Here is a 24,490-nt window from a genome sequence, read left to right as displayed (position 1 = left end):
AAAGAACACCTGGCGCGGGGTGGAGCAGTCCGGTAGCTCGTCAGGCTCATAACCTGAAGGTCAGAGGTTCAAATCCTCTCCCCGCAACCAACTAAAACGCCCTAGCCGCAAGCGGTTGGGGCTTTTTTCGTTGCTGGCACCTGAAGCGCCTTGCAGCGTTTTTGCAGCAGCCGAGGTAGATGGATTGCAGCAGAGTGCTGCAGAGTCTCGAACAAGCCGCCTCAGGGCGGCTTTGTTCGTTTTCGGGATCAAACGGCTGGATTGGAAGAACGCGGTCCAAGAAACTGTGAAAAAGCTGACGTAACGCGGATGGAGGAACCGTTACCGACAGTCAAAAAGGGGGCTGAAATCTGAGGATGCCCGGATAAATACTGGAGTGCACAGGGCAGAACCGTCACACTTCAAAATCTGCTCAGTGAACAACTGGCGAGAAGGCTGTTCTGTGCCGGATGATGATTCGCGGTCCAAAGCTCGAAGCATTTATTCCCGTTCACCGATGCGGAGCCAGAAACAACTTCACCTTTTTCAATGTTCCTAAAATACAAAACCTTGCGGTTTTTGATCGCGCTCCAGCTGACATTCTCGGAAACGACTGCTTCAGTATGTTCAAACAGCCGCGTAAAGCTCGGGAAGTACAGCAAGCCGACTGCATTGAAGTCCGTTCCGACATGTGGAGTGAGCGGCACGAACTGCGACGCATTCTGACGTGCGCGTTTTTGTTGTGCCTTCGCCTGTGCAGACGCGCATTGCGCAAAATTATCGGGTGCTGGTTCTAGTACCGGAATCAGGTAGGGCGCTGCGCGCCGCACGCTCGCGTTCACGCCTGCCTGCATATGCGCCACGAAGGTTGAAACGAGTTTGAACTGTGCCACCTCTTCATCGTTCATGACAAGCCGATGAGTAGACTGAATGCGGCTGCGACCAACGGCCCATAGCTCAGAATGTATCTCCAACAGTTTGCCAAGTTCGACCAGATCGGGTTGCAGCTGACAGAATTCCGTCGCACAAAATGCTGCATAGAGTTGTCGGCCATTGGTGTCCCGAAAGACGGTTGTGTTCTGGCCGACAGCATCAGCGATTAGTTGCCAATGCACGTCACCCAGATGTTTGAGCCACCAGTCCTCTGATATGCCGTGCGGAGCGAGCTGCGCCATACCCAGTGCAATCGTGTCGCACCGTCGGAGCGGCGCGCTCTGAACGACGGCGGGACGTGTCATGAGGCGACCTGAAGCGCGGATTTGGCATGAGCCGCGATCTGATCGACCAGATGACGGGAATCTTCGTTGATACCAAGGAAACGCCCGGACCCCCAGGTATTCAGCCAACCAAGGCCGATAAAATAAAAACCTTCTTCCTTGCACACGCCGCGATCATAGGTCGGGCGCCCATGTGCATCAAAAACATCGACATCAATCCAGCTGTAATCCGCACGAAACCCGATCGCCCAGAGGATGGATGTGATGCCTTCTTTTGTGCAGTCGATTTCGGTGATTTCCCGCTCTGGCTGCCAGACCTTCTCAAAGGCGGGTTCTTGTGGGGCGTCGATATTGTTTTTGGCGATATAGGCATCAATCGCGTCGCGGATGCCGACATAACTTTCGTCGGCATCATCAAGATTGGTTTCGAGGTCGGGCAGGAACTGGATGGATGTCCCCTCCATCCCGCTGACCGAGCCGTAGAGTGATACGCCGTCACGGGCGAATTTGCGCAGATCTATTTCGTGCCCGCCATCGCGGCCGGTCATGTAATGGTTGGTTTTTGTGACCGCGTGTTCCGGGTTGGGGTGTTGGTCGATCGTGATTTCGTAGTGCCCCATATCATTGAGCCAATCGGTCGAATCCCGCCCCCGGTACTTGCGCGGTGCACGCGGGGCGGGCCCCACCGCGAGATGCACGTCGCGTCCTTTCAGATGCATGTCCTCCATCAACTGCACACCGGATTGACCGGTGCCCACGATCAAGGTGCCTCCTTCGGGCATCTGTTCGGGTTTGCGATAGTCGACCGAATGCATTTGCTGGATCGAAGGGTCGAGCTTGTCCGCATAGGCCGGAACGATTGGGTTGTCGTATCCTCCTGTCGCGATAACGACCTGATCGGCAGAGTAATTCCCTTTGTTGCTGTTCACCAGATAGCCGCCCCCCGGGCGTTTGCTGATCTTTGTGACTTCACAATTTTCAACCACTGGTGGATTGAAGCTTTCGGCGAAGGCATCAAGGTAATCAGTGATTTCCTCTTTGACCATGAAGCCGTCCGGGTCCGTGCCCCGATAGGGGAAATCCGGCAGGCGGCATTGCCAGTTTGGCGTCACAAGGCAGAAGCTGTCCCAGCGGTTCACACGCCATGAGTGGAATTTTCCGTGGCGCTCCAGAACGATATGATCCAGCCCTTCCTGGCAGAGGTAATAGCTGACGGACAAACCAGCCTGCCCGCCGCCGACGACGACAACCGATTTATGTTCACGTTGGGTCATGGTGCAATCCTTAAGAAATCGAGAGGCAGGTCACATCTGCCGGTAAAGCAAAGCTGCGGGCCTTGCGTTCAATTGCCGTCAGCTGGGCCTCGGCGCTGGTGCAGCGATAGCCAAATTTGGCTTCTACGCGGGTGCTGGCCTTTTCCAGAGCGATCCGGCAGCGGGTCACGAACTCATCCAGCGGGTAGGTCGTTTCTGCCGTCAGGAAATCCCGCACGACAGTGGAGGGTGAATAGCAGTGTTCAACCTGGCCATCCGGCCAGCGGACAGTGAAGCGGGCTTCAGGCATGGCTGGCCTCTTTGGCGGACAGGTTCAGGTAGGGTGTGTGGGCATGATCCCAGAACTGCGCCGTCCCGTCCCTGCCGGTCAGATGCAGCGCGCTGCCTTCCGAGACGTCCCCGCAGGGGGCTGCAGAGATGCCCTGCGCCCTGAAGGCGTCACAGACGATTTCCGCGTTTTGCGGGCGCACAGACAGCAGGAACCCGAAACTTGGAAAGCTGCGCAACCAGCGCGCCATATCCACGCCGACAGGCTTGGGGAGTGCTTCGAGCTGTATATCGATCGCAACGCCCGAAGTTTCGGCCAGCATCAAGGCCGTTCCAACAATGCCGCCCTGACTGATGTCTTTCCCAGAGGTGACAAGACCGGCTTCGGCGAGGTCCGGCAATATCTCCAGTGCCGCGCGCAATTGCGCCGGTGGCGTTGTCAGCGCAGCATTCCAGTTGTCAAACGGTTCGCGGTAATTTGCCCGCAGATCAACCGCGCAGACCAGCACATCTCCGGGACGCGCATCAAAGCTGGAAATCAGTTCTTTGGCGTGCCCGATGATCGAAACCGAAAGCTGCAATGCGTCGGTGTGCAGGTTGGTATGTCCGCCAACGATCGGAACCTGGTAGGCTTGGGACGCAGCCTTCATGCCTGCAAGAACAGGTTGTGCCTGTTCGGCATTGGGGGCCCAGATCGCATTGGTGATCGCACGAGGGCGCCCGCCCATGGAAAGAACGTCCGAGATGTTCACCATCACACCGCACCAGCCTGCAAACCATGGATCGGCTTTGACAAAGGCATTGATGAACCCTTCGCAGGAGAAAAGATCGAACCCGTCGCCTGTGGGCAAAACGGCGCAATCATCGCCGGGCTTGCCTTCACTTTGCGCCGTCAGGCCCAGTGTTTCGGTGCTTTCCGCAATATCCAGTTTGCCGCAGATGGAGGGATGCTTTCGAAGATCGCGTACGATGCTGCGTGTTGGCGCCTGCCGGTTCATCACGAGGCCCTCCGTCTTGGGGGCAGCGTTTTCCATCCCGCGAAGGGATCCGGGATCGGCGGATAGAATGCCAGATCCGCCTGCATCTCCACATGCGGCATGCTATGGATTTTGACTTCGCGAAGAGGACGCCAGTGCAATCGCTTGAACAGCGTCACATTCTGCATCTGCACATGCGCAAGAAACCTATCGCAGCCGCGGCCATGGGCGGTACTGACTGCAAGGTGGATCAGTTCGGTTCCGAGCCGTCCAATCCGGCGGTGGCTCTGCGCAACGGCAAGCCGCGATCCGCGCCAATTGCGTGGGCTTTCTTCGTGAATGCGGACGGTTCCGACCACCTGATCGGCCTCTGAAGCAAAGGTGCTGATCGCTGCCAAAGGCATCGCGATGTCATCTATGTCATCGCGGTCGTCGCCCTCAAAGATGCCCTGTTCCCCGACAAAGACCTGACGGCGCAATGCGCGTACGCCTTCAATCTCCCAGGGTTGGGTCGCCGCGCGGATGATGTAATCGGGGGAGAGAAAAGCCCGGGCGCTCTGAAAACTCATGACACCCTCAGCTTTTCATAAACCGACAATGCCGAGCAGGCACCGCACTTCGCACAGCCTGCTTTGGCGGCCTCAGCGCTCATTCCGGCGCGCAGGATCATGCGCGACAGCGGAGCGAGAATCCCGGCCATGAAGTCAGCGTCAGGCGACGGATGGCTTTCCATCGGCGTACCCGAGACCGGTACAAATGGCACCACAAAGGGGTAGACGCCGATTTTGCACAGCTCCTGCGAGGTTTGCAGGATGGCCTCGGGCGTGTCACCAAGGCCCGCAAGGATATAGGTCGAGACCTGTCCCCGGCCAAAAACCTTGACCGCTGCTTTGAAGCTCTCGAAGTATTTCTCAAGGGTAATCTGGGCCTTGCCTGGCATGACACGCGCCCGCACCTCCGGGGTTACGGCCTCCAGATGCATACCAAGGTTATCAATTCCCGCTTCGAACATGCGTTGATGCCAGATGTCATCTTCGGGGGGTTCGCATTGGCCCTGAATCGGCAGATCGACAGCCGCTTTGACCGCCTGCGCGCTTTCGACCATGACCTGCGCGCCACGGTCCTTTCCGGCAGGCGTGCCTGTTGTCATGACCATGTGCTTGACCCCGTCCAGCTCTACGGCTGCCTTAGCAACCTCGGCCAGTTGAGCGGGCGTTTTATGGGCGATGGTGCGCCCCGCTGCGAGAGACTGTCCGATTGAGCAGAACTGACAGGTCTTTTTGCGGCTCGCATAACGGATGCACTCCTGCAAAACCGTGGTGGCCAGAACATCCTTGGAGTGCAGGGTTGCGATCTTGTGATATTCGATCCCTTCGGCTGTCATCAGGTCATAAAATTTCGGGCGGGTCGGAAATTTGACCTGACCCAGCGGCACACCTGCCTTGGTGATTTCGGCCATGCCATTCGCATCGGGGGCCTGTACGATGTAGGGGCTGTCAAATGCCGGGGCGGTGTGTACCGGGATCATGACAGTCGTTTCGCCAATCGTGACGGCCTTGTGATCGGTTGGGCCCGCGCCACCCCTGCGGCTTTCCATGCCCACGGTCGGATCGACGAGGCGCATGCCATGGGTTTGCAATTCATTGATAAGCGCAGCTTCAGACATCTTCGGCCTCCACGTCTGGGGTTGTGGTCAGGTCCTGCACCTGTTCGATACGGTGCACCGGCTGAGCCGGGCGTGCGTCGTGGACCAGATGCAGCAGCTCTGGCCGGGCGTAATGGCCGACGCTGTCCATCATACGTTTTCGTTTGGTGACAAGTTTCATATCCAGATCGGCGATCAGAATGCCTTCGCCTTCGGTCAGAGGGGGCACCACGTGGCGTCCCTCGGGCGATATGATGCAGGTCATGCAGCCATCGCGCAGACCTTTCTGCAGCTTTGGATCTTCGGTGACAGAGCAAATCTGTTCTTCGGTGAGCCACCCGGTCGAGTTGACGACAAAAGCGCCTGCCTCCAGCGCATGATGCCGCATGGTGACTTCGATCTGTTCCCCAAAGACCGGGCCAACGAGACTGCCGGGGAAATGGCCGACGTGAATTTCCTCATGCTGGGCCATCAGCGCATAGCGGGCCAGCGGGTTATAGTGTTCCCAGCAGGCCAGCGCGCCGACGCGCCCCACTTTGGTGTCGACAACCTTCAGGCCTGCGCCGTCGCCCTGACCCCAGATCATGCGTTCATGATAGGTGGGCGTGATCTTGCGGCGCTTCAGCGCCAGAGACCCATCGGCATCGAAAATCAGCTGCGTGTTGAAAAGCGAGCCATTGTCGCGTTCGTTCACCCCAAGAACCACGACGACACCGCGTTTGCGTGCCGCATCCGCCACGGCTTGTGTCTCGGCCGAAGGCACAACGACAGCCTCTTCATAAAGGCGCAGGTGTTCCGGGCCTTGCTGGATGGGCGGCAGCACGAATGAGAAATAGGGGTAGTAGGGCACAAAGGTTTCGGGAAAAACGATCAGTTCCGCGCCTTTTTCAGCGGCCTCGGCAATGGCGTTCAGAACCCGCTCTATGGTGCCTGCGCGGCTGGTCAGATCCGGGGCAATCTGCACAGCAGCGGCGCGGACGATTTTGTCTGTCATGGGGCGATCCTCTTTGGCGCGATGGACGACGCCGCTGCCGTCCGTGGAACAATCGGAAAGGAGGGAACCCCTGAGGCGACGCCGTTGCCACCTCAGGGGAGGGGCCCGTCAGAGGGTCCAGGTGTCGACGATCACCGCGTCATCGCGCATGTGCAGCAGTTTGAGATCCAGCACATCCTGTGGCGCGATCGGGGTAATGCCAGGCAGCAGCGAAGGCTCACCATGGCCCATCAGCATCTGCAGCGCGAAACGGCAGGCATAGACCTTGCCGCCCTCTTTCATGAATTTCTTCATGTTCGCGGCATAGTTCTGGGCACCGGGGAAGGCTTCGTCCCCAAGGGTCGGGAAACCACGCTGAACACCCAGCGATACGCCCGGACCATACAGCAGGATCGAGGTCTCAAATCCTTTGCGTTGCAGGCGGATCGCCTGAAGGATGTTGACCAGACCAATCGAGCCCTCAAAGGCAACCGAGTGGAACGTGACGAGGGCCTTCTGGCCTTCTTCGGCCTGAACGTCTTCAAAGACCTTTTCTTCGTAGTCTACAAAAAAATCGCCGTCTTTGTGGGCTGGTGTGGTGACTTCGGGCATTGCGTTCTCCTGTCAATCGCGTTGGCTTCTAGCCTTGCTAGACGTGGCGCCGGAGATCTGCCCATTGATACATACAATATCTCTAACAATTCAATTGTATTGATTGCATGAATATGCCTGATACATATGCATATCGCGAACAATGCGCCCAATAAATAACCGTAAATGGTCTGGTAGAGGAAAAATAGGCCCGGAGTCGGGGTGAGTTATTGTACGCAGAACATGCATACAATACTGGGCTGGTTCACGATAATCCCGGAGGGAATAATGGATAACTGGGCGCAGCGAATCGCACATTCCGGCAAACCACGCTATCTGGCGATTGCTGACTGCATCGCACAGGACATGAAAGACCGTGTGCTTTTGCCCGGTGATCGCCTGCTGCCTCAGCGCAGGCTGGCGGATCTGATCGGTGTGGATTTCACCACCGTGTCCCGAGCGTATTCCGAAGCGATCAGCCGCGGTCTGATCGAAGCGCATGTCGGGCGCGGGACGTTTGTCCTGGCTCAGCAAAGCTTTAGCGAACTCAGCGATGAGCGTCGTGTTGTTGCAAACGACCTAACCATGAATGCGCCACCAGAGCCGACCGATCCAGAATTGTTGGAGCGGATGCGGTCTGGTCTGACCGCAGTTTCCAATGATCTCATCCACCTTTTGAGATACCAGAGTCCGATTGGTGGAGAAATTGACAAAGAGGCTGCATCCATCTGGCTGTCGATGCGGGGGCTTGTGCCTAATCTGGATCGTGTCGCCGTGACTCCCGGCGCCCATGCAACCATGACGGCGATTTTGACCATTCTTGCGCGGCCAGGTGACACCGTTCTTTGCGAGGACATCACCTATGCCGGGTTCAAGAAGATTGCCGCGCAGCTCAGGTTGAAGCTTGTTGGCCTGCCGATGGACGACAAAGGTATCTTGCCGGAAAAGCTCGAAGCAGCGATCGAGGAACACAAGCCAAAGGCGTTGTATCTCAACCCGACACTGCACAATCCAACCACGATGATCGTCCCCCAGGATCGTCGGCTTGAAATCACCGATGTTCTGAAGCGTCATGGCTTGCCCCTGATTGAAGACGACGCCTATGGATTTGTCCTGCCCGACGCTCCTCCTCCAATGGCGGCCAGCGCCCCGGAACTGACCTGGTACATAGGAGGTTTGGCAAAGTGCATTGGCGCGGGTCTGCGACTGGCCTATGCTATCGCGCCAACCGCCCGCACATGCTTTGCGCTGGAGAACGGGGTGCGTGCGCTGGCCGTGATGACGTCACCTGTTTCGATGGCCATCGCAACGCGATGGGTTCTGGACGGGACCGCTGATCAGATCAGACGCTTTATTCGGCGAGAAACCGCGATCCGGCAAGGTATTGCCGCGAATACCATCACCGAAGCTGATTTCGTCTCAAATCCGCATGCATTCAATCTCTGGCTGCGTCTTCCCGAAAACGTCAATTGCGCCGCTCTCATGGCAAATATGTCAAATCAGGAAATCGGAATTTCTCCGGAAAGCGCCTTCAGAACAGCGGGAAATCGCGATCAATTTGTAAGGGTGTGTTTGGGAGGAAGGCTGCACCGGGATAGCCTGTCACAAACCTTATCACATCTGAATAATCAGATATGGCAGCTTGCCAAACTCTCATAGAGAAAAAACAGGGTTCCGTTCAGGAAATGGAAGTCTGGGCTGAGCAGCCCCATCCAACTGGTCCAATTTGATTGTCAGAGCATGATCGGCATGTGATCCATCGGGATGATGGTTTCCGGGGCCGGTGGGCGATAGGCTGTGTGTCAAAAACGGTCGATTTCGCCATTGACAGAAACGGTTGGGTTTTGGCAGCTTCTGCGGTGCGAAGAAGGCACGGAACAAGCCGGGATCGGAAGTCACTGTTTTTGGGCTACACGCGCTTGCTATTAGATTTGCTGGCTAAGCACTCTTTTTTGCTCGGGAACGCATCGTAAAAACCGGCTATTCGCATGGGATGAGACATGCTGTGGGGGCTGAAGGTGCGTTTCAGAAACCGTGTACGCTTTTCGCCCATTGGAAGCCAATCAGGGCACCTTTTATGCGCGGCAGGAGTGCAAGTGACAGTGTGATCGACCCAATTGATATTGTCATTGCCATGACGAAAGGCGAAGGGTGCCACACCGACCACATGATGTGCAGGGCGAACCCGGCCAAATGTCCAACGATCAGAATTGTGAAATAGGCGGGGCCGTCATCGGCCTGTGCACGCGACAGATCCAAACCGCAATTCTCGCAGGTCTTTCTGACCTTAAGATAGCTATGAAGCGCCGCCCCCTCACCGCAGCGTGGACATTTCATCATGAATCCCCGGCGGAGCGCGGTGCGCAGGCTTCTCTCTTCGTTCTGATTGGTCTCTGCCATAGTCTTTTGCCTGCTTTTCGCGAGGGCATCGCATGTGCAAAAAAAAATGACAGCGCAGCCCAAGCTGCGCTGTCTGGTTTCGTGCGACGTTACGCTGCGCCTTTGATCTGAGCCACAGCTTCTTCAGTCGACCAAACTGCGTTTGCCATGTAGCGGAAGTTGATCAGCGCGGACAGGTAGCCGTCACCTTCTGGGACTTTCGCAGCCGCTGTTGCGTCTTTTACAACAGCCACTTCAAACCCGTCTTCCAGCAATTCACGCATGTGGGATTCCACACACAGGTTCGCAGACATGCCGCCCAGAACCACCTGATCTACGCCAGCTTTGCGCAGCTGCAGGCTCAGGTCGTTGGTGTCGTTGCCATAGACCTTGTGAGGCGAGGTTACGATGGTCTTGCCGTCTTCGATGTACTTTTTGTACTGCGGCATCCAGTCAGCACCAGAGCCTTCGAACCCGTCCAGGTTCAGCGGGCCTTTGCGGTCGAACATACCGATTTTATGCATCAGTTTTTCGAGCGCGCCTTCGAATTTCCAGGCGTGGTCTGTCGGATAGTAGTAATGCGGTGAAACCGCGGTCACGATGTCAACTTCTTTCGCAACCTTGAACAGCGCTTCGATGTTGTCGACGGTGTTGTGCTGTTCGACGCTTGGGCCGATCACGCCCCATGTCACGCCCTCAGGGTGCAGGAAGTCGATCTGCGGGTCGATGATGACGACGGCCGTGCGGCTGAGGTCCAGCTTCATGTTCGAAGGTGGCAGAGCAGGGCTTGCTGGCTCAGCGTAAGGGTCTTCAGCGCTTTGAGCTTCCGCGCTTCCAGCGCCAACGACGGCTGCTGCACCCGCTGCAGAAGCCATCAATCCGCCCCGCAATGCTGCGCGGCGTGACAGGTTTTGCTTTTGGGGGTCGTCGTCATGATCAGTGCAGTTACACATCAGTCTGTCCTTCCTAAAGGTTTCGGTAAGATAGACATAAAAAGATCGATGTATCTTTACGTATCGAATGTGTGCCTTTTAAAAAACAAGCGTATCATTTCGTATCGACTACCCATAACTTTGGTCTCATGAATTATGAACACGTCTTCGACCACCTGAATATTCTGCCCGAACCTTTTGCGGTATGCCAGCTAAATGGCCCCTGCAATTTGGGTCTTGGGCAGGATGCAGCAGCGGTCCTTCATTATGTACTTTCCGGCGAGGGGGTGCTGGCGCTAAAGTCTTGTCCAGACATTCCTATCAAACCAGGAACGCTCATTTTGGTGCCGGCGCTGCAGGCCCATACGCTGCGCAGCTCAGGCGGGCGAAATGACCCAATACCGGATTGCAAACCAGCAGAGCTGCAGCTTCAACATCTGCTGAAATCATCTCACGCTGACGGTGAAGACGGCCAGCTGATCGCGCTTTGTGCGCATGTCCGCGTCGGCCTGCGCGGTGCAGAGAATGTTGTGGATCTGATCCGCAGCCCCCTGGTTGAGAATATTTGCGAAAACAACCCATTGCACGCGACCTTGCGGGCGCTGCTGCATGAGATCAGCGCCCCAACAACTGGCAGCCGCGCAATGATACAGGCGCTTTTGACGCAATGCATGATCGAGATTCTGCGGCGCAGACTGACTGAAGATGACAGCGGGCTCAGATGGATGGCCGCGCTGCGTGACCCGCAGGTCTGGGATGCGCTTCGTGCGATGCTGGATGCTCCCGGCGATCCGCATACTGTGGACAGTCTGGCAGAACGGGTCGGCATGAGCCGGTCCACCTTTGCAAACCGATTTTCGGCAGCTTACGGCAGTGGCCCAATTGATCTGCTGCGGGATCTGAGATTGCGCAAAGCGGCTGTGTTGTTGCGCGACACAGACACGCCGGTCAAGCGCATCGCCCATTTGGTCGGGTTTTCGAGCCGCACGGCCTTCAGCCGTCTGTTTGAACAACGCATCGGGGAAAGCCCCCAGCAGTTCCGAAAAACCCAGAAGGAGAAACTCCGATGAGCGCAACTGCCCCCATCATGCAAAGGCTCCATGAACAGCAAGGTGAAAGAAGATGAAAGTTCTCGTTTTTGGCAAAACTGGTCAGGTCGCACGTGAACTTGCTGCGCTGGACCCCGAAGTGCAGTGTCTGGGACGCGAGGATGCGGATTTGTCTGACCCGGAAGCCTGCGCAGCAGCAATTCGCAAACACGCGCCCGATGCGGTGATCAATGCGGCAGCCTATACCTCGGTGGACCAGGCGGAATGGCATGAGAAAGACGTCGCGCTGATCAATGGTGTGGCCCCCGGGGCGATGGCCCTTACCTGTGCAGAGCTTGATATTCCGTTTGTGCATCTCTCGACAGATTACGTGTTTGACGGAGCAGGAGATCACCCCTTTTGGCCGGGGCATCCGACGGGGCCACTTGGGGTCTATGGCGAGTCAAAGCGCTTGGGGGAACGAGCCGTGATGGCGGCTGGCGGCACCCACGCAGTGGTGCGCACATCCTGGGTTTTTTCGGCGCATGGCAAGAATTTTCTTAAATCCATGCTCAAACTGTTTGGTGAACGAGACCACCTTGAGGTGGTTGCAGATCAGGTTGGAGGCCCGACACCGGCGCAGGCCATTGCCAGAGCCTGTCTTGAGATCGCACGGCAGCTGAAAACCAACCCAGAGAAAACAGACATCTATCATTTGTCTGGTGCGCCGGATGTCTCCTGGAAAACCTTTGCAGAGGAAATCGCCTCTGCTGCCAATGCTCAGATTGAGATTTCCGCGATCACGACGGACCAGTATCCGACACCCGCCGCACGTCCGCTGAATTCGCGGCTGGACTGCACATCCCTTGAAACGGCTTTCGGCATCAAACGTCCTGATTGGCGAAGCGCGGTGCAGCAGATTGTTGCTGACCTGACCTGACACGGCCCGAACACATTCGAAACTTCTGACAACCCGATAAGAAAGAAAGCCATGACCGATACATCCACACCCTTTTCCGCTGGTACATTGCGCCTTGCAGTGTTGCAGGTCGCACCGGTTTTCCTTGATGCATGGGCCACTTGGGAGAAGATCAAGGCGATGGCCCTGAAGGCGGTTCAAGACGGCGCTGAAGTGATCGTCTGGGGCGAGAGCCTGATACCTGGCTACCCCAATTGGCCAAGTCTGGATACATCCGACATGCAAGAGCCGGTTTATGCATTGTATTGGGATCAGGCGGTCACGCTGGACGGGCCATTGGTGGCTGACATCAAGGATTTTGCAAAGCGCAATAACGTGATGATAATCGGCGGTGTCGCGGAACGCGAAAGCGGATCCACCTATGCGACGATCCTTACGATTGGGCAGGATGGCACATTACTTGGGCGACATCGTAAGCTGAAGCCAACCTGGAAAGAGCGTTTGGTCTGGGCGGATGGTGATGGCCTTGGATTGCGCACACATGACACAAAAATTGGTAAAATCGGATCCCTGAACTGCTGGGAAAACTGGTTGCCGCTCGCGCGGGCTGCATTGCATCAGCAAGGTGAATTTGCGCATGTCGCCGTGTGGCCGGGCAATGACAACCTGGTGAAAGACATCACCCGCTTTATTGCGCTTGAAGCGAAATCCTGGTCGATCGCGGCCTGTGGTCTCTTGCGGTCATCGGACATGGCGCATCTCAGCGAGGAGGACTTCCCGATCAAAGACGCCATGATGAATTTCAAGGAAACCTGGCAAAACGGAGGATCGCGCATCATTGCACCCAATGGAGATGTGGTCGCGGGGCCGTTGTTTGACGAGGAAGGCATTGTTGCAGCAGATCTTTCGGCCAAAGATGTCGTCAGTGCACGGCAACTTATGGACTCAAGTGGCCACTATTCGCGCCCCGATATCCTGCAACTTGATGTCCTCGGCCCAAACTCTTCTAGAGATCACGGGTAATTTTGGTCTGAAATCCGTTGAACGCAGTTAGAACGAAAACTTTGGCCAAAAAATATACATAACAGTAGAGTTCCTGTCCCACTTGCGAAGTGGTACTGCATCAGCGAATTTGACAATTCCAATGTCGGGAAAGCCCCGCGTTTCAATTGTCACATCGTGTTGCGGCGAAAGCGCTGTTCAGATCGAGAGGAAACTGCATACGTCAACGACTGCTTCGGTGATGTGTGCTGCACCGCGAAAAAAATACAAGCCGCTGCTGCACAATCATGCAGCGTTAGCGAAGGCAGAAAATCCAATACCCGGTTGGTCTGCGGGGCGGACATAAATCCCTTGATAGAACCTATAAAGCCCAAAACGGTCGTTTTTGCCGCCCCACCCCGCCCCACGTAAGATCAGTCTTTTAGCCATGACAAAAACCCCCGGCAAAACCTTTGCGGTTTTGGCAGGTTTTTGTCACAGTGAGACATGATCATTGGATATGCCCGCGTCAGCACTGACGAACAGAGCCTAGATTCACAGACGGATGCCTTGTCTGCCGCCGGAGCCGAGAAGGTTTTCGCGGACCGGATCAGCGGATCGAAGCGCGAGCGACCGGAGCTGGATAAGATGCTGGATCAGCTCCGCGATGGTGATGTTGTTATTGTCACCAAGTACGACCGCCTGGCACGGTCGCTGAAAGACTTGCTGGAGATTGTGGAGCTGATCCGCGAGCGCGGTGCTGGCTTTCGATCCTTGGCTGAAGACATCGACACGACGACGCCGGCCGGCCGTCTTGTGTTCCACGTCTTCGCATCCATCGCCCAATTCGAGCGGGAGCGGATTTCCGAGCGCACCAGAGAGGGACTTGCATCAGCTCGTAAACGCGGTCGGATCGGAGGAAGGCCCCCTGCCCTGACAACGGTTCAGAAGGACGAGGTGCGCCGGATGCGGGATAATGAACAGCGCGCCGTCGCGGAGATCGCGCGCTTGTTCAAGGCCAGTGAGCGGACGGTACGGCGAGCTTAACGCCGCCCGTAGAATGCGGGGGCATCCCATTGTTCATCGGCGTCATCGAGTTCGGCAGTCAGCAACGTCATCCGGAATCCATTTTGCTGTGCAAGGGTTTGCTCGAACAAACAGACCCCCGACGCATCATTCAACCAGGTGAAGCCGTCAACCTCAATGCACTCTGTCACTTCCCCTATGTTGGCTTTTGAAAGAGCGGAAACGCTTTGTTGTGGAACCGGCTGCCCACGTGACACGGACAATCCTGGAAAGAACTCATTGCACCGTGCGTATCGAATAACGCCTGCTTTGGAGAAAACCACGGCAGCGGGATCGCCGATGCGTGGAATGTAGCGCCTTGCGGCCGCTTCCCTGCTGACTTCGTGTCGCTGAGCCAATTCCAGAATGTTTGCCAGATCAGCATCCCCGCTGGCTCGTATGAACTCCGCCACCGATCTGGCGGGCATCAGTAACTCGGCCGCGAATTCGTTGGCTTGCTGTTCCATGCGAGAGTGCTGGTCGTTCGGTTTTGCTTTCTCGACCGCAAGGTCTCTCGCACGGCAGCGGAACCCATCCGGACTATTGGCGCGGTGAAAAGGGTGAACGTAGTGACCTATTTCATGGGCAATGGTGTAGCGCTTCCGGGTTTCGTGACGATCCTCATTAATGAGGATCGCTCCTTCCGACTTGTCGAGTGGAACAATGAGCGCTCCTTCCAAGCCACTTAGCCGCGCCTCCCTGATTTCGAAGATGTCGATGGCCTTTGCGATCTCTCTGACAGGTATTTTGACGGTATCGTCGGGAAGTTGGTTCAGGATCGCCTTCGCAAGCCTCTTCGGGTCGCTTCCGGCATCGTCAATCTCCATGCGGTCAATTTGTACCATCTGCCCCCTTTCGGCGGTTCCGCAAGGACTGGATCATGTCATCAATGATCGCCCGCTCGTTTTCCTCTAAGTCCCCGACCTGCCGGAACATCCGAGCCATTTCGTCGCTCTGGTCGCTTTCAAAATCTTCGCCGACAAGGTGCTTGATGGACACCTTGAAGTAGTCCGCGATCTTGGTCAGCAACTCAAGAGATGGATTGTCCGCTCTGCCTTTTTCAAGCTCCCAGATATGGGTCTTGGAAACCCCCAGAGCATCGGCAACTTCCTGCAAGGATTTTTTCTTTTTTACCCGAAGTTCGTTCAGACGGACTGCAAATGACATGGTTCTCTCCCTGAATCAAAGCGGCGCAGCTCATAAGGGAGTGCGCCGTAAGATGCAATGATATTATCATGTGTCAGTTAACTTGACAAATCAAGACGTAAGATCATATGATACAATATCGGTCGTCAATGGTGGGGCCGTGTCAAATGGAGACAGAAATGTCCAAGAACCAGTATGTCGTTCGCAATGGCGACAAATGGGGCGTTCGCGGCGAAGGCAACGAGCGTCTGACCAAGAGCTTCGACACTCAGTATGAAGCTATCGACTATGGGCGTGATATTGCCCGCAATCAGGGTGCCGAGCTGCGTATCCAAGGTGAGAACGGGCAGTTCCGCGAAGCCTGGAGCTACGGCAACGACCCCTATCCTCCGAAAGGCTGAGCAATGATCAAGATGAAATACAAAGGCAGAACTTTCACCAATGGCCGCTCTCTTGCGAACGCCATGACACGGGACTTCAACAACGAGATCGAGCGCAAGGTTCGGCAAGCTGCGGCTTCCTCGGGCGTCCGCGTCCGCAAAACTCACAAGGGTTTTGAACTCGAAGGCGATGCAAACAGTATGACCCGGTTTAACAACCGGCTGGGGCGTTGATCGCCCGGAAAACCTCCCTCGTTTCCAAAACTTAGGCGTGTCTCATTTTTATGAGCGCGCCTTTTTTGTTGGGGTGAGCGCGCCCTTTCCCCGGCTTGTTCTAAGAGTGACGTGTTGTTAATGCAGATCAGAACAAAATGTGAACAATTGCAGAAACAGGGTGGTCAAATCATCTGGGACTCTTTATGACATATTGTCAATAAATGACACAGGGGTATTGAGCATGAACGCGCATCCACGCACCGAATTTGGAGAGTTGATGGACCGCGCCGGTCTGGGCATCGAGGAAGCGGCCAGCTTCCTAGGGATCAGTGACAGGACGGTGCGGCGGCATGTCAAAGGTGAGGGCAAACGCATCGACGCCCTGAAGCTGGAAAAGCTGCGCGAGATTGCAAATTCCCGTTGTACAAAGGGCCGTGCTACAGGATTCCGGTTCATTGACCTCTTTGCGGGAGTGGGTGGAATCCGGATTCCGTTCGAGGAAATCGGTGGCCGCTGCGTCTTTACCGCCGAGTGGGACCGCTTCAGCCGGGAAACCTACAAGGCGAATTTTCCGGAACCGGCTGACAGCGATCATGTTTTCGCGGAAGATGTGCGCCCATGGGCCAACGATCCTGCAAAAATTCCCGCGCATGATGTGTTGCTGGCAGGGTTCCCTTGTCAGCCGTTTTCCATTGCCGGTGTGAGCAAAAAGAATGCACTTGGCCGTCCACATGGCTTTCTCTGCGATACCCAGGGGACACTGTTCTACGATCTGGCCAAGATCATCGACCACCACCGCCCGCCCGCGTTCCTGCTGGAGAATGTGAAGAACCTTGAGCGTCATGACGGCGGCAAGACCTTCGCCACAATCATGCATGTTCTGGAGAACGAGCTGGGCTACAAGGTCTCCTATCGAGTTATCAGCTCGACCCCGTGGGTGCCGCAGAAGCGTGAGCGCATCTTCATTGTCGGCTTCAAGGATCACAGCATCGAGTTTGATTTTGACCAGCTCGCCATCCCCGAAGGCGACGGCCCTACCCTCGGGACGATCCTCGATAAGAAAGTCGATCCGAAATACACCCTGACGGAAAACATGTGGACCTACCTCCAAGGGTACAAGGAAAAGCACCGCAGCGCCGGAAACGGCTTCGGATTTTCCCTGTTCGGGCCAAATGACGTGGCCCGCACCCTGTCAGCCCGGTACTACAAGGATGGTTCGGAAATCCTGATCGCTCAGAAAGGCAACCGCCCGCGCAGGCTGACACCACGCGAATGCGCCCGGCTGATGGGCTTTGAGAAACCCGGCAAAACAGATTGGAAAATCCCCGTTTCTGACACTCAGGCCTATCGTCAGATGGGCAATGCGGTGGTTGTGCCGGTGGTGAAAGCTGTTGCGCAGCTCATGCAGCCGCGTATTGCGGACGCCATGGTGCTGGACGGCCGTGAAGTTTCCGAGGTCATGCAGGCACAACTCCCCTTGGCAGAACCGGGGGTCTATGCCGCAAGTGAAATGCCTGCCGAACATCTTGAAATGCTGGAGGCGGCACGCGCCGAGGCGTAATGCCCGCAGATATTGTCTCGCCTGCTACACGAAGCCGGATGATGTCCGGCATCCGTGGCAAGGACACGAAACCCGAGCTGGCGATCCGTTACCGCAACGTGGGCATTTCAACAGGAAGCCCCTACGGAGTGCGGTGCGCATGCCCCTTGGGGCACAAGTTTAGCTCTTTGAGGCTCGTGTTTCGCCCGGAAACCTCGAATTCGGCCAGCGCAATTTGGTTCGAACTCTGGGTAATGGGCCGCCTAGGTAGTGGCAGGCGGGGCATGGGCTTATGCTGCGTTGCCTGGGAGATCCGCAGCGAGCCCAAATTACTCGATGCTGCACTATGCACAAATTCCTTTTCTGGAAACGCGCGGTGTGAAAGCACTTCCCAACTATGTTGGCTTTCGTGCAACGTGGACTGCGGTATACGGGAGGAGACCAACCAATGCCAATTGAGACCTGGACGTTATATGTTTTGACGGTTCTGGCGTTGATGAGCACACCGGGACCAAGTCAGTTGTTGATGCTCACCAACAGTGGTGTTCACGGCTTTAAGTGCTCGCTATCGACCGCCGCGGGTGACCTTTCAGCAAACGCCTTGCAGATGCTCGCGGCGGGTCTGGGATTAGCCGCGATAATCGCTGCCACTGCGACAGCCCTGACTGTCATTAAGTGGGCGGGCGTTGCATATCTGATCTGGTTGGGTATCCGCATGATAAAGCGAGCGAAACCAGATGACACGGGTGACCTTGCCGAACAACAGAAAGCTTCGCTGCAAACGCTTTGGCTCCAAGGCTTCCTAACTTCCGCTGCTAACCCGAAAGCCGTAGTATTCTTCGCGGCACTCTTTCCGCAATTCATTGCGAGCGAAGCGGCCTTTGGGCCGCAGTTCCTGATACTGTCCGCAACTTACATCGTCATAGACGGGCTCTTTCTTTCTGCCTATGGCATCGGATCAAGTTGGATAGTTAAACGATTCAAAGGCAGCGCACGTGTCTGGATCGAACGGATCGGTGGTGGCTTCATGATTGGTGCAGCGTTGCTTCTTGGGTTGAAGTCAATCTCGCGGCAATGAACAAAAAGATGACGTTCGTCAAGTTGCATGCGGCGGTGGCTTTGCCCGCGAGCAGCCATCGATGTGCCACGCAACTAAGGGCTGGTTGAAGCCCGACGCGTCAGTTGCTGCAGAGGAAACCGATGACCGGCGTATGAACTCGGATGGTGTCAAGGAAGCCTCCGCGCTAGTATTATGTCATGGCAGACATCTTCAAGGCAGCCGAGCGCCTGATGGCGATGGACGATGAGGCATGGGCCCGCCACGCGAACCCATGGAGCGTCTATACTCGCTTCAGCTGTCTGCCGTTCATTGCACTTGCGATCTGGTCGCGAGTCTGGCTTGGCTGGTGGGCACTGGCACCGTTAGCCTTGGCGATCCTGTGGACGTGGGCGAACCCGAGGCTGTTTGGTCCGCCAGCGAAGATGGACAGCTGGGCTGCCAAAGGTGTTATGGGCGAAAGACTGTTTCTCAAACGCAAAGTGGTTCCTATTGCTGAACATCACGTCCGCATGGCCAATATACTGACCGCGATGTCTGCCGTGGGAATGGTGATCCTCTTATGGGGTCTGATCGTCCTCGACCTGTGGGCGATCATTTGCGGTTTGGTGCTTTCGATCGGGCCCAAGGTTTGGTTCGTTGACCGCATGGTCTGGATATTCCACGACGCAAACGAATCCGCTTAGGGTTTGGCAACCAAAGCCATTATTCGCGCAGCCGCAGCGAAATCACACTTTGTCCCGCGATCTGTGAATTCGTATGACGGTTCCTTTGCACGAGCAGTGAATGGCCGGTTTGACGGGCCGCGTTGCAGCGTCCTCAAGGTCTGTCGAAGATCTGGAAAGGGCCGTTGGACGTATCGTGGAAAACGGCGCAGGGGCTTGTGTTGCGTCTGCACAGAGGTCTGCATAGAGCCCCAAATGACCGATGCCGCACCGTGCGCCAATGTCTGCTCTTCAGGTTGCGGCCAAAAACGTGACAAAATCAAACCGAGTTTTGCCAAGGTTTTGTGGCGCAAGATTTCTCAGTACTTGCGGGCGTATCGCTGCCAGTGGCAAAAAAGACCGTTTTTGACAGGACACAACAATATGTCTTTGTAACCACCCTTTCCGAGGCGCTCCCAAATTTCCAAAGACATGCTAAGCTAAGATGTATTTGATAAGCGGAGAAATTGGATGCCCATACGAACAGGAAGCAACTTCGAGATGAAAACGGAGAACGGGAAGCAGGTTTGGTACTGGACTGACAAGGTTGGCAGCCAATGTGGTTCGGATCGCAAATGGCGGTATGAAGTCCAAGTTGGTGACAGTGTGAGACAAGATGCCGGTACATGTCCGGACGGGAGCAAGTGGGCCGAAATGACTATTTCGGCTCTCGGCAATCCTGTGCAAGTGTAAATTCCACTATTCAGAAGCTGGAGAATGCAAGGCGGGGCCTCAACAAGAAGAGCGACGCCCAAAAAGTTGAAAAATCTGGTGCCACAAACCGTCGGGAAAACCACCATTGTTTTTGTAACGTTTTGTCCATCTGCGGATATTTGAGACAGAGGCCCACGTTTGGCGAATTGTGACGAGAGCACTTAATGATTAAAGCCATAACCCCACCCAATCCGGAAAACTTTGCCGAGGAAAACGCCCCTACTCGGGGCGTTTGGAAATACGTCGATGGAGAACCTGACGAATACACCTATTCGTCAAACTCTATCTTGTCCCTTTGGACAGAACTTTGATCCGTCGAACATTACCAAATCTAAGCTTCCGGCGATCACCTTTCAGCCATACTATCGAGAGAACACCTCTACGAGCGCACAGCTGGACGCCTATTTCGTGCGCAATCGGCGCGAACTAGAGATTATGATCGGCGTCTCTGGTCACGCCGAGGCGCGAGCACTTGGGGGAACCGGGCGGACCGAATACTCTTTCGACAATACGACCAAATTCACCCAGGATAGCGTGACGGTGATGGTTCACGCCAGCGCAATTTACGGCAGGCGTACCTTTGACCCCAACAAACCCACGGCTCTTAACGAAGTCGCTGCCGCCCTGTTGCAAGAAAACCAACAGGCCTTCGCAAAGCGTTACGGCACGCGCTACATTGGACAGGAACTTTATGGTGCGATGCTGGCGGTGGCTATCACCGTCGACGGTCTCGATTTCTCGACCAAGACAGATTTCATGTCGCAATCCTTTGGGAAGGGAAGTTGGGGCAGCCTTGGCGGAGACCGCCCTCGATGGCGTTCAGTCCTCCGCCGTATTAAAAAGTGCTCCCTCGGCGCGGCTTAGCGCGGTTCAGGCTTTCGCGCCGGAAGCGGCTGACTACTCTATCAACTTTTCCTACGGCGGCGAGCATCTCGTATCCTACACTTTGGTGACCCGCTGGAGCGACGGAGCAGTAAAAGAGCAACCGGGAAGAGGCACGCTGGGATGGTATTCAGTTCCGTTTGACGGCAGTGATGTGGATCCTTCCGACTTTGAGCGTAAGACACTCGCTTGGCTCGGTGGTCATCGCGGAAACTGGACGATCCACCAAAGCCTGAAGTTTATTGATCGCGCTAGCCGCACGTTCGAAGTACAGTTCCTTGACGCAGCATTCACCGCAAACGGTTCCGGCATCACCGGCGGTACGGTTGAATTCCTAGCCTCAAACGCGCAGGTTTCCTGGCGGTTCTGAGGAGGTGTAAATGAAAGCGCACATCAACGACCGGTTCGGGGACGGCCTCTGAATTGTGGCGATAAGGATGTCGCGAGAGCGAGCTTATGCTCGCGTTAGCGAATGCCCAAAATCGAACGGCGGCAAAGTCCGCACCTTTCCCATTCGTCGTCCTCGAGTTTTCGCAATTGCAGCGAATAGCTGCTAAGCGGGCTGCGACCACAGCATCAATGAGTAAGGACGAGTGACCGGTTTAGACCGTAAGCGCACAAATGTAAATTTCCGTATTGGCGCGTAGAGCCAATATAGGCTTTAGATGCCTATGCCGGAAGACGCCAATTTGGGGGTCAGATGCAACGCTTACGAGTGTTCGCTCATGGATCTGTTTGTGCAGCGCCCACGTGCATAGGGTGCGCGTTAAGACACGCCGCGCTCGTCCAAAGGCGAGGTCTCAGCGTATCACTCTGTTTCAAGGACTTTGCGCGCAGCCCGGAAGCACTCCAGCGCCTGCGGGACGCCGCAGTAGATGCCGATCACGTGGATGATGGCGCGGATTTCTTCTTTGGTGACGCCATTGTTGATCGCGCCTCTGCAATGAAGTTCCCATTCGTGCATTTTCCCCAAGGCACCGATCATCGACAGGTTCATCATTGATCGCGTCTTGGCGTCGATGACGTCATCGCCCCAGCCAAAGCCCCAGCACCAGGCCGTCATGGCCTCTTGAAACGGGCGGGTGAAGTCATCTGCCGCTGCCAGGTTCTTTTCCACATACTCGGCACCAAGGGTGTTTTTGCGTTGTTCCAGACCCTTCAGAAAAAGGTCTTCGTCGAAAGTATCGGCCATGTTCGGTCTCCGGTTCTTCAGTGTGTCAGGCGGTGTTTGTAGAGGTGATCATAGTGGGGTTTCATCCGGCGATGGACCTGTTTCACCCGGTCAGGTGCATCTTCGATCTCGATATACTTTCTGGGTTGCGGTGCAAGCCCGGTCGAGTTGGCGAGGTTGGCGTGAAATGACCCTCCGTCCCACCAACTGTGGGTAGATGGATCGCCGCCGACCGTCCAACTGAGGGCGTCCGCGACAAAGGGCACGTGTAACATCCAGCCATGTAACCCAACGGTTTCGGGGCACATGCGCAGAAAATCCGAGGGTGCCGCGTCAAAGTCGAAAGGTGGGCTGGTAAACCCCACCTGATATGGGAACAGCTTGTGTTCCGGACGCCAGGCTTCTGGCATCATCATGGGCGGCTTACCATCATCAAGGATCCACCGCCTCGCGCATCCATTGTTGCAGCCGGGCGATGGAATGCTCTGACATCACGCCGCATCCGGGGTCCAGTACCAGCGGTCCGGGGCGATATCCGCGGGACTTCAGGCCACGGTGGACGGATTCCACCAGATGGATGTCTTCTTCGACCGTGGTTTCACGGTCTTGCACCGCCAGTTGCCGGATCACGGCGCTTTCCGATCCGCCCTCGGTGTACCAGCCACGCCAGACGGTGCAGTGGTCGGCATCATCCGCGCGCCAGTGATAGGTGTTCAGAACATTGCCCGGGTAGCACTGGAATGAAAACATGGGCCAAAGAAACCAAGACTGATAGTCACCCGCATGGGGCACCGACAGGTCGATGGGATAGGTCATCTTGTCGAGGCTCTGACATTCGGTCGTGTGACGCAGCACATAGCCGCCGCCCGCATCGGGTTGAATGTCATAGGTCTCGGGCTTGACCACACCTTCGGCAAAGGTCGGGTGGTTGGTCGGGCAGTGATAGCATTCCGAGTAATTCTCGATACTGACTTTCCAGTTGCAGTTTTCGGGAATCTCGACCCATTCCAGCGGTTCCAGATCATCGATATGGGGAACGAACGCGCGGATTTCCTCGCGCACGCCGGGATACCATTCATCCATGGGCGCGGCGTTATCGTCGAGATTTACGAAGATAAAGCCGTTGAACACTTCGGTCCGAACCGAGGTCAGGCAAATGGCTCTGCGGTCAAAGCCGGGGACGGATTTGATATTGGGGCCTGCGCGCAGTTGCCCGGACAGTTCATAGGTCCAGGCGTGATAGGGGCAGACGACCACGCGGGTGTTGCCCGCGCCGGTCACCATTTCATGCGCGCGGTGCTGGCAGACGTTGTAAAAGGTTCGGATTTCCCCGTCGCGACCACGTATACAGAACAGGTTCTGCCCTGCTATTTCGAAGGCAAAATAATCCCCGGTTTCCCGCACTTGCGCCACATGGCCCGCAAATTGCCAGGTTCGGGCCAGAAGTCCCTGCATCTCCTGTTCGAAAATCGCGGGATCAGTGTAGAACCGCGCGTCCAATGAATGGGTCAGGGGGGCGTTCATTCGGGCTCCTCCGCGTAAATGCCAAGCTGGTGTCTGCGTTGGTGAAACCGCTCCACTCGCTCGACGATCTCATCGCTGGAGACCGCAATCACAAAGGACAGCAGCGTTTCCAGCAAAGCGATGGTCGTAACAGAGGACGGAAAGAATTGCGGCGTATCGGCGGCAATGACAAAACCATGATGCGCCCCAAGGACAATGGGGCTGGCTGGGCTGTCCGAGATACCGATCACAGTCATCCCCTGTTCGCGCGCCAGTTTAACGGCCTCAATCACTTCGGTCCGATAGGGGTGGCAGGTCATGGCAATCAGCACGTCCTGATCATCCGCCCAGGCCAGATCATCTACCGGGGTCGAGCCAGGCCGGGGGATGGCGTGGAATTGCTTCATTCCCGTTGAGGCCAGATAGGTGAAATTCCGCGCGTTTGCGTTGTTGACGCCCACACCCAGCGTAAAAATCTGGCGGCAATTCCAGATATCCTCGGCTGCGGCTTTCAGGCTGGATGCGTCGATTGCGGCAAAGGTTTCCTCGATATTGCGGATCGTGGCGCCGATCATGTCGGCATAAAGCCCGCCCAGCTCACCGGACTTGCCGATATCCTGCAACCAGCGGGCGCGGTCCGGAAACGACACGACGCCTTTGCGAATCGCATCGCGGAAGGGCGCGCGGAAATCCTCATAGCCTTCAAAGCCAACCTGCCGGGCCATACGGACAAAAGTGTTGGGTTTGACCTTCGCGGCCTCGGCAATTTCGCGCACGGTCGAAACCCCAACGTCCGCTGGGTTTTCCAGCACATATCGCGCGGCCTTTTGCGCTTCGGGCGTCAGGGCGTCCCATTCGGCGCTCAGGCGGTCGAGAACGGTTGATGATACATTTGTGTCATTCATGATTGACGATGGTACAAATGTGGAATTAGCCTGTCGAGCAGAAAA

Annotated in this window: 29 protein-coding genes and 1 tRNA gene; 14 read left to right on the top strand and 16 right to left on the bottom strand. The window is 56.0% G+C overall.

The genetic code is table 11. The features are described 5' to 3' along the window. Positions 1-13 precede the first annotated feature (13 nt). Positions 14-90: transfer RNA gene (locus ACR0J5_RS17705), tRNA-Met, on the top strand. A gap of 311 nt (positions 91-401) precedes the next feature. Here ACR0J5_RS17705 and ACR0J5_RS17700 read toward each other — a convergent pair. The 8 genes from ACR0J5_RS17700 to ACR0J5_RS17665 form a co-directional block, all read right to left on the bottom strand. Continuing rightward, positions 402-1,217, bottom strand: coding sequence for a Pnap_2097 family protein (locus ACR0J5_RS17700; protein WP_480655718.1), 816 nt, complete (start codon positions 1,215-1,217; stop codon positions 402-404). Beyond that, on the bottom strand, positions 1,214-2,470 hold the full coding sequence (locus ACR0J5_RS17695) for an MSMEG_0569 family flavin-dependent oxidoreductase (RefSeq protein ID WP_480655716.1): 1,257 nt from the start codon (positions 2,468-2,470) through the stop codon (positions 1,214-1,216). Before ACR0J5_RS17695 ends, ACR0J5_RS17700 begins: the two co-directional genes overlap by 4 nt. A 10-nt stretch (positions 2,471-2,480) precedes the next feature. Then, on the bottom strand, positions 2,481-2,759 hold the full coding sequence (locus ACR0J5_RS17690) for an MSMEG_0570 family nitrogen starvation response protein (protein ID WP_480655714.1): 279 nt from the start codon (positions 2,757-2,759) through the stop codon (positions 2,481-2,483). Beyond that, positions 2,752-3,735, bottom strand: coding sequence for a sll0787 family AIR synthase-like protein (locus tag ACR0J5_RS17685; protein ID WP_480655712.1), 984 nt, complete (start codon positions 3,733-3,735; stop codon positions 2,752-2,754). Before ACR0J5_RS17685 ends, ACR0J5_RS17690 begins: the two co-directional genes overlap by 8 nt. Next, the gene (locus ACR0J5_RS17680; RefSeq protein ID WP_480655710.1) at positions 3,735-4,283 is read right to left on the bottom strand and encodes an MSMEG_0567/Sll0786 family nitrogen starvation N-acetyltransferase; all 549 of its coding nucleotides are present in this window, start codon (positions 4,281-4,283) and stop codon (positions 3,735-3,737) included. Before ACR0J5_RS17680 ends, ACR0J5_RS17685 begins: the two co-directional genes overlap by 1 nt. Beyond that, complete coding sequence (locus tag ACR0J5_RS17675; RefSeq protein ID WP_480655708.1) at positions 4,280-5,380, bottom strand: MSMEG_0568 family radical SAM protein; 1,101 nt, start codon at positions 5,378-5,380, stop codon at positions 4,280-4,282. Before ACR0J5_RS17675 ends, ACR0J5_RS17680 begins: the two co-directional genes overlap by 4 nt. Continuing rightward, complete coding sequence (locus ACR0J5_RS17670; RefSeq protein ID WP_480655707.1) at positions 5,373-6,353, bottom strand: Nit6803 family nitrilase; 981 nt, start codon at positions 6,351-6,353, stop codon at positions 5,373-5,375. The genes ACR0J5_RS17675 and ACR0J5_RS17670 overlap by 8 nt, the downstream gene beginning before the upstream one ends. Before the next feature lie 108 nt (positions 6,354-6,461). Further along, a complete protein-coding gene (locus ACR0J5_RS17665) occupies positions 6,462-6,944 on the bottom strand; it encodes an MSMEG_0572/Sll0783 family nitrogen starvation response protein (protein WP_480655705.1) in 483 nt (160 codons plus the stop codon). 222 nt (positions 6,945-7,166) lie between these two features. On the opposite strand from ACR0J5_RS17665, the gene ACR0J5_RS17660 reads away from it, so the two are divergent. Continuing rightward, positions 7,167-8,582: an aminotransferase-like domain-containing protein gene (locus ACR0J5_RS17660; protein ID WP_480655703.1), complete on the top strand. Its 1,416-nt coding sequence runs from the start codon at positions 7,167-7,169 to the stop codon at positions 8,580-8,582. Positions 8,583-8,948: 366 nt separating this feature from the next. Here ACR0J5_RS17660 and ACR0J5_RS17655 read toward each other — a convergent pair whose 3' ends face one another. Then, the gene (locus tag ACR0J5_RS17655; RefSeq protein ID WP_480655701.1) at positions 8,949-9,323 is read right to left on the bottom strand and encodes a DUF983 domain-containing protein; all 375 of its coding nucleotides are present in this window, start codon (positions 9,321-9,323) and stop codon (positions 8,949-8,951) included. An 89-nt stretch (positions 9,324-9,412) separates the two neighbouring features. Beyond that, a complete protein-coding gene (locus ACR0J5_RS17650) occupies positions 9,413-10,177 on the bottom strand; it encodes a cysteine hydrolase family protein (protein ID WP_480655699.1) in 765 nt (254 codons plus the stop codon). A 149-nt stretch (positions 10,178-10,326) separates the two neighbouring features. Between ACR0J5_RS17650 and ACR0J5_RS17645 the strand changes: the two genes are divergently transcribed. The 4 genes from ACR0J5_RS17645 (at position 10,327) to ACR0J5_RS17630 (ending at position 14,209) form a co-directional block, all read left to right on the top strand. Next, positions 10,327-11,304 carry an AraC family transcriptional regulator gene (locus ACR0J5_RS17645; protein WP_480655697.1) on the top strand — a complete coding sequence of 326 codons (978 nt, stop codon included), beginning with the start codon at positions 10,327-10,329 and terminating at the stop codon, positions 11,302-11,304. A gap of 52 nt (positions 11,305-11,356) precedes the next feature. Then, the gene (gene rfbD / locus ACR0J5_RS17640) at positions 11,357-12,202 is read left to right on the top strand and encodes a dTDP-4-dehydrorhamnose reductase (protein ID WP_480655695.1); all 846 of its coding nucleotides are present in this window, start codon (positions 11,357-11,359) and stop codon (positions 12,200-12,202) included. A 51-nt stretch (positions 12,203-12,253) separates the two neighbouring features. After that, positions 12,254-13,204, top strand: coding sequence for a carbon-nitrogen hydrolase family protein (locus ACR0J5_RS17635; RefSeq protein WP_480655693.1), 951 nt, complete (start codon positions 12,254-12,256; stop codon positions 13,202-13,204). Between the two features lie 465 nt (positions 13,205-13,669). After that, complete coding sequence (locus tag ACR0J5_RS17630) at positions 13,670-14,209, top strand: recombinase family protein (protein ID WP_480655692.1); 540 nt, start codon at positions 13,670-13,672, stop codon at positions 14,207-14,209. Here ACR0J5_RS17630 and ACR0J5_RS17625 read toward each other — a convergent pair. Both ACR0J5_RS17625 and ACR0J5_RS17620 read right to left on the bottom strand, forming a co-directional pair. Continuing rightward, a complete protein-coding gene (locus ACR0J5_RS17625) occupies positions 14,206-15,072 on the bottom strand; it encodes an ImmA/IrrE family metallo-endopeptidase (protein ID WP_480655690.1) in 867 nt (288 codons plus the stop codon). The two genes, ACR0J5_RS17630 and ACR0J5_RS17625, sit on opposite strands and share 4 nt — an antisense overlap. Continuing rightward, positions 15,059-15,394, bottom strand: a complete 336-nt coding sequence (locus ACR0J5_RS17620) for a helix-turn-helix domain-containing protein (RefSeq protein WP_480655688.1) — start codon at positions 15,392-15,394, stop codon at positions 15,059-15,061. The genes ACR0J5_RS17625 and ACR0J5_RS17620 overlap by 14 nt, the downstream gene beginning before the upstream one ends. 158 nt (positions 15,395-15,552) lie before the next feature. On the opposite strand from ACR0J5_RS17620, the gene ACR0J5_RS17615 reads away from it, so the two are divergent. The 8 genes from ACR0J5_RS17615 (at position 15,553) to ACR0J5_RS17580 (ending at position 21,236) form a co-directional block, all read left to right on the top strand. Continuing rightward, a complete protein-coding gene (locus tag ACR0J5_RS17615; RefSeq protein WP_480655686.1) occupies positions 15,553-15,774 on the top strand; it encodes a DUF2188 domain-containing protein in 222 nt (73 codons plus the stop codon). A gap of 3 nt (positions 15,775-15,777) precedes the next feature. Then, entirely contained in the window at positions 15,778-15,987 is a 210-nt protein-coding gene (locus ACR0J5_RS17610; RefSeq protein ID WP_480655684.1) for a hypothetical protein, read from the top strand. Positions 15,988-16,246: 259 nt separating this feature from the next. Then, positions 16,247-17,530 (top strand): DNA (cytosine-5-)-methyltransferase, encoded by a 1,284-nt coding sequence (gene dcm, locus ACR0J5_RS17605; RefSeq protein ID WP_480655682.1) that lies wholly within the window; start codon positions 16,247-16,249, stop codon positions 17,528-17,530. Positions 17,531-17,957: 427 nt separating this feature from the next. Then, on the top strand, positions 17,958-18,587 hold the full coding sequence (locus tag ACR0J5_RS17600; RefSeq protein WP_480655680.1) for a LysE family translocator: 630 nt from the start codon (positions 17,958-17,960) through the stop codon (positions 18,585-18,587). 179 nt (positions 18,588-18,766) lie between these two features. Beyond that, positions 18,767-19,252, top strand: coding sequence for a DUF6653 family protein (locus tag ACR0J5_RS17595; protein WP_480655679.1), 486 nt, complete (start codon positions 18,767-18,769; stop codon positions 19,250-19,252). A gap of 234 nt (positions 19,253-19,486) precedes the next feature. Further along, positions 19,487-19,666, top strand: coding sequence for a hypothetical protein (locus tag ACR0J5_RS17590; RefSeq protein WP_480655677.1), 180 nt, complete (start codon positions 19,487-19,489; stop codon positions 19,664-19,666). A gap of 564 nt (positions 19,667-20,230) precedes the next feature. Then, complete coding sequence (locus ACR0J5_RS17585) at positions 20,231-20,848, top strand: hypothetical protein (protein ID WP_480655675.1); 618 nt, start codon at positions 20,231-20,233, stop codon at positions 20,846-20,848. Beyond that, entirely contained in the window at positions 20,778-21,236 is a 459-nt protein-coding gene (locus ACR0J5_RS17580) for a hypothetical protein (protein WP_480655673.1), read from the top strand. The genes ACR0J5_RS17585 and ACR0J5_RS17580 overlap by 71 nt, the downstream gene beginning before the upstream one ends. A 438-nt stretch (positions 21,237-21,674) precedes the next feature. Here ACR0J5_RS17580 and ACR0J5_RS17575 read toward each other — a convergent pair whose 3' ends face one another. From ACR0J5_RS17575 to ACR0J5_RS17560, 4 genes are read right to left on the bottom strand one after another with little or no spacing between them, the layout of a single operon-like run. After that, positions 21,675-22,058, bottom strand: a complete 384-nt coding sequence (locus tag ACR0J5_RS17575) for a carboxymuconolactone decarboxylase family protein (protein ID WP_480655671.1) — start codon at positions 22,056-22,058, stop codon at positions 21,675-21,677. A gap of 17 nt (positions 22,059-22,075) precedes the next feature. Further along, entirely contained in the window at positions 22,076-22,453 is a 378-nt protein-coding gene (locus ACR0J5_RS17570; protein ID WP_480655670.1) for a hypothetical protein, read from the bottom strand. A 16-nt stretch (positions 22,454-22,469) separates the two neighbouring features. Continuing rightward, positions 22,470-23,561: an aromatic ring-hydroxylating oxygenase subunit alpha gene (locus ACR0J5_RS17565; RefSeq protein WP_480655668.1), complete on the bottom strand. Its 1,092-nt coding sequence runs from the start codon at positions 23,559-23,561 to the stop codon at positions 22,470-22,472. Beyond that, the gene (locus ACR0J5_RS17560; protein ID WP_480655666.1) at positions 23,558-24,445 is read right to left on the bottom strand and encodes a MurR/RpiR family transcriptional regulator; all 888 of its coding nucleotides are present in this window, start codon (positions 24,443-24,445) and stop codon (positions 23,558-23,560) included. Before ACR0J5_RS17560 ends, ACR0J5_RS17565 begins: the two co-directional genes overlap by 4 nt. Between the last annotated feature and the right edge of the window lie 45 nt (positions 24,446-24,490).

It is taken from the genome of Ruegeria sp. BE1 (genome assembly GCF_056538885.1).
Note: the sequence above shows the minus strand (reverse complement) of the source record. Positions and strands in the feature narration are given on the sequence as shown.

Excerpts from the sequence above, each read along its gene's own strand:
- ACR0J5_RS17700 (WP_480655718.1), bottom strand. The coding sequence starts at position 1,217 with ATGACACGTCCCGCCGTCGTTCAGAGCGCGCCGCTCCGACGGTGCGAC.
- ACR0J5_RS17695 (WP_480655716.1), bottom strand. The coding sequence starts at position 2,470 with ATGACCCAACGTGAACATAAATCGGTTGTCGTCGTCGGCGGCGGGCAG.
- ACR0J5_RS17690 (WP_480655714.1), bottom strand. The coding sequence starts at position 2,759 with ATGCCTGAAGCCCGCTTCACTGTCCGCTGGCCGGATGGCCAGGTTGAA.
- ACR0J5_RS17685 (WP_480655712.1), bottom strand. The coding sequence starts at position 3,735 with ATGAACCGGCAGGCGCCAACACGCAGCATCGTACGCGATCTTCGAAAG.
- ACR0J5_RS17680 (WP_480655710.1), bottom strand. The coding sequence starts at position 4,283 with ATGAGTTTTCAGAGCGCCCGGGCTTTTCTCTCCCCCGATTACATCATC.
- ACR0J5_RS17675 (WP_480655708.1), bottom strand. The coding sequence starts at position 5,380 with ATGTCTGAAGCTGCGCTTATCAATGAATTGCAAACCCATGGCATGCGC.
- ACR0J5_RS17670 (WP_480655707.1), bottom strand. The coding sequence starts at position 6,353 with ATGACAGACAAAATCGTCCGCGCCGCTGCTGTGCAGATTGCCCCGGAT.
- ACR0J5_RS17665 (WP_480655705.1), bottom strand. The coding sequence starts at position 6,944 with ATGCCCGAAGTCACCACACCAGCCCACAAAGACGGCGATTTTTTTGTA.
- ACR0J5_RS17660 (WP_480655703.1), top strand. The coding sequence starts at position 7,167 with ATGCATACAATACTGGGCTGGTTCACGATAATCCCGGAGGGAATAATG.
- ACR0J5_RS17655 (WP_480655701.1), bottom strand. The coding sequence starts at position 9,323 with ATGGCAGAGACCAATCAGAACGAAGAGAGAAGCCTGCGCACCGCGCTC.
- ACR0J5_RS17650 (WP_480655699.1), bottom strand. The coding sequence starts at position 10,177 with ATGGCTTCTGCAGCGGGTGCAGCAGCCGTCGTTGGCGCTGGAAGCGCG.
- rfbD (WP_480655695.1), top strand. The coding sequence starts at position 11,357 with ATGAAAGTTCTCGTTTTTGGCAAAACTGGTCAGGTCGCACGTGAACTT.
- ACR0J5_RS17635 (WP_480655693.1), top strand. The coding sequence starts at position 12,254 with ATGACCGATACATCCACACCCTTTTCCGCTGGTACATTGCGCCTTGCA.
- ACR0J5_RS17630 (WP_480655692.1), top strand. The coding sequence starts at position 13,670 with ATGATCATTGGATATGCCCGCGTCAGCACTGACGAACAGAGCCTAGAT.
- ACR0J5_RS17625 (WP_480655690.1), bottom strand. The coding sequence starts at position 15,072 with ATGGTACAAATTGACCGCATGGAGATTGACGATGCCGGAAGCGACCCG.
- ACR0J5_RS17620 (WP_480655688.1), bottom strand. The coding sequence starts at position 15,394 with ATGTCATTTGCAGTCCGTCTGAACGAACTTCGGGTAAAAAAGAAAAAA.
- ACR0J5_RS17615 (WP_480655686.1), top strand. The coding sequence starts at position 15,553 with ATGTCCAAGAACCAGTATGTCGTTCGCAATGGCGACAAATGGGGCGTT.
- ACR0J5_RS17610 (WP_480655684.1), top strand. The coding sequence starts at position 15,778 with ATGATCAAGATGAAATACAAAGGCAGAACTTTCACCAATGGCCGCTCT.
- dcm (WP_480655682.1), top strand. The coding sequence starts at position 16,247 with ATGGACCGCGCCGGTCTGGGCATCGAGGAAGCGGCCAGCTTCCTAGGG.
- ACR0J5_RS17600 (WP_480655680.1), top strand. The coding sequence starts at position 17,958 with ATGCCAATTGAGACCTGGACGTTATATGTTTTGACGGTTCTGGCGTTG.
- ACR0J5_RS17595 (WP_480655679.1), top strand. The coding sequence starts at position 18,767 with ATGGCAGACATCTTCAAGGCAGCCGAGCGCCTGATGGCGATGGACGAT.
- ACR0J5_RS17590 (WP_480655677.1), top strand. The coding sequence starts at position 19,487 with ATGACCGATGCCGCACCGTGCGCCAATGTCTGCTCTTCAGGTTGCGGC.
- ACR0J5_RS17585 (WP_480655675.1), top strand. The coding sequence starts at position 20,231 with ATGGAGAACCTGACGAATACACCTATTCGTCAAACTCTATCTTGTCCC.
- ACR0J5_RS17575 (WP_480655671.1), bottom strand. The coding sequence starts at position 22,058 with ATGGCCGATACTTTCGACGAAGACCTTTTTCTGAAGGGTCTGGAACAA.
- ACR0J5_RS17570 (WP_480655670.1), bottom strand. The coding sequence starts at position 22,453 with ATGATGATGCCAGAAGCCTGGCGTCCGGAACACAAGCTGTTCCCATAT.
- ACR0J5_RS17565 (WP_480655668.1), bottom strand. The coding sequence starts at position 23,561 with ATGAACGCCCCCCTGACCCATTCATTGGACGCGCGGTTCTACACTGAT.
- ACR0J5_RS17560 (WP_480655666.1), bottom strand. The coding sequence starts at position 24,445 with ATGAATGACACAAATGTATCATCAACCGTTCTCGACCGCCTGAGCGCC.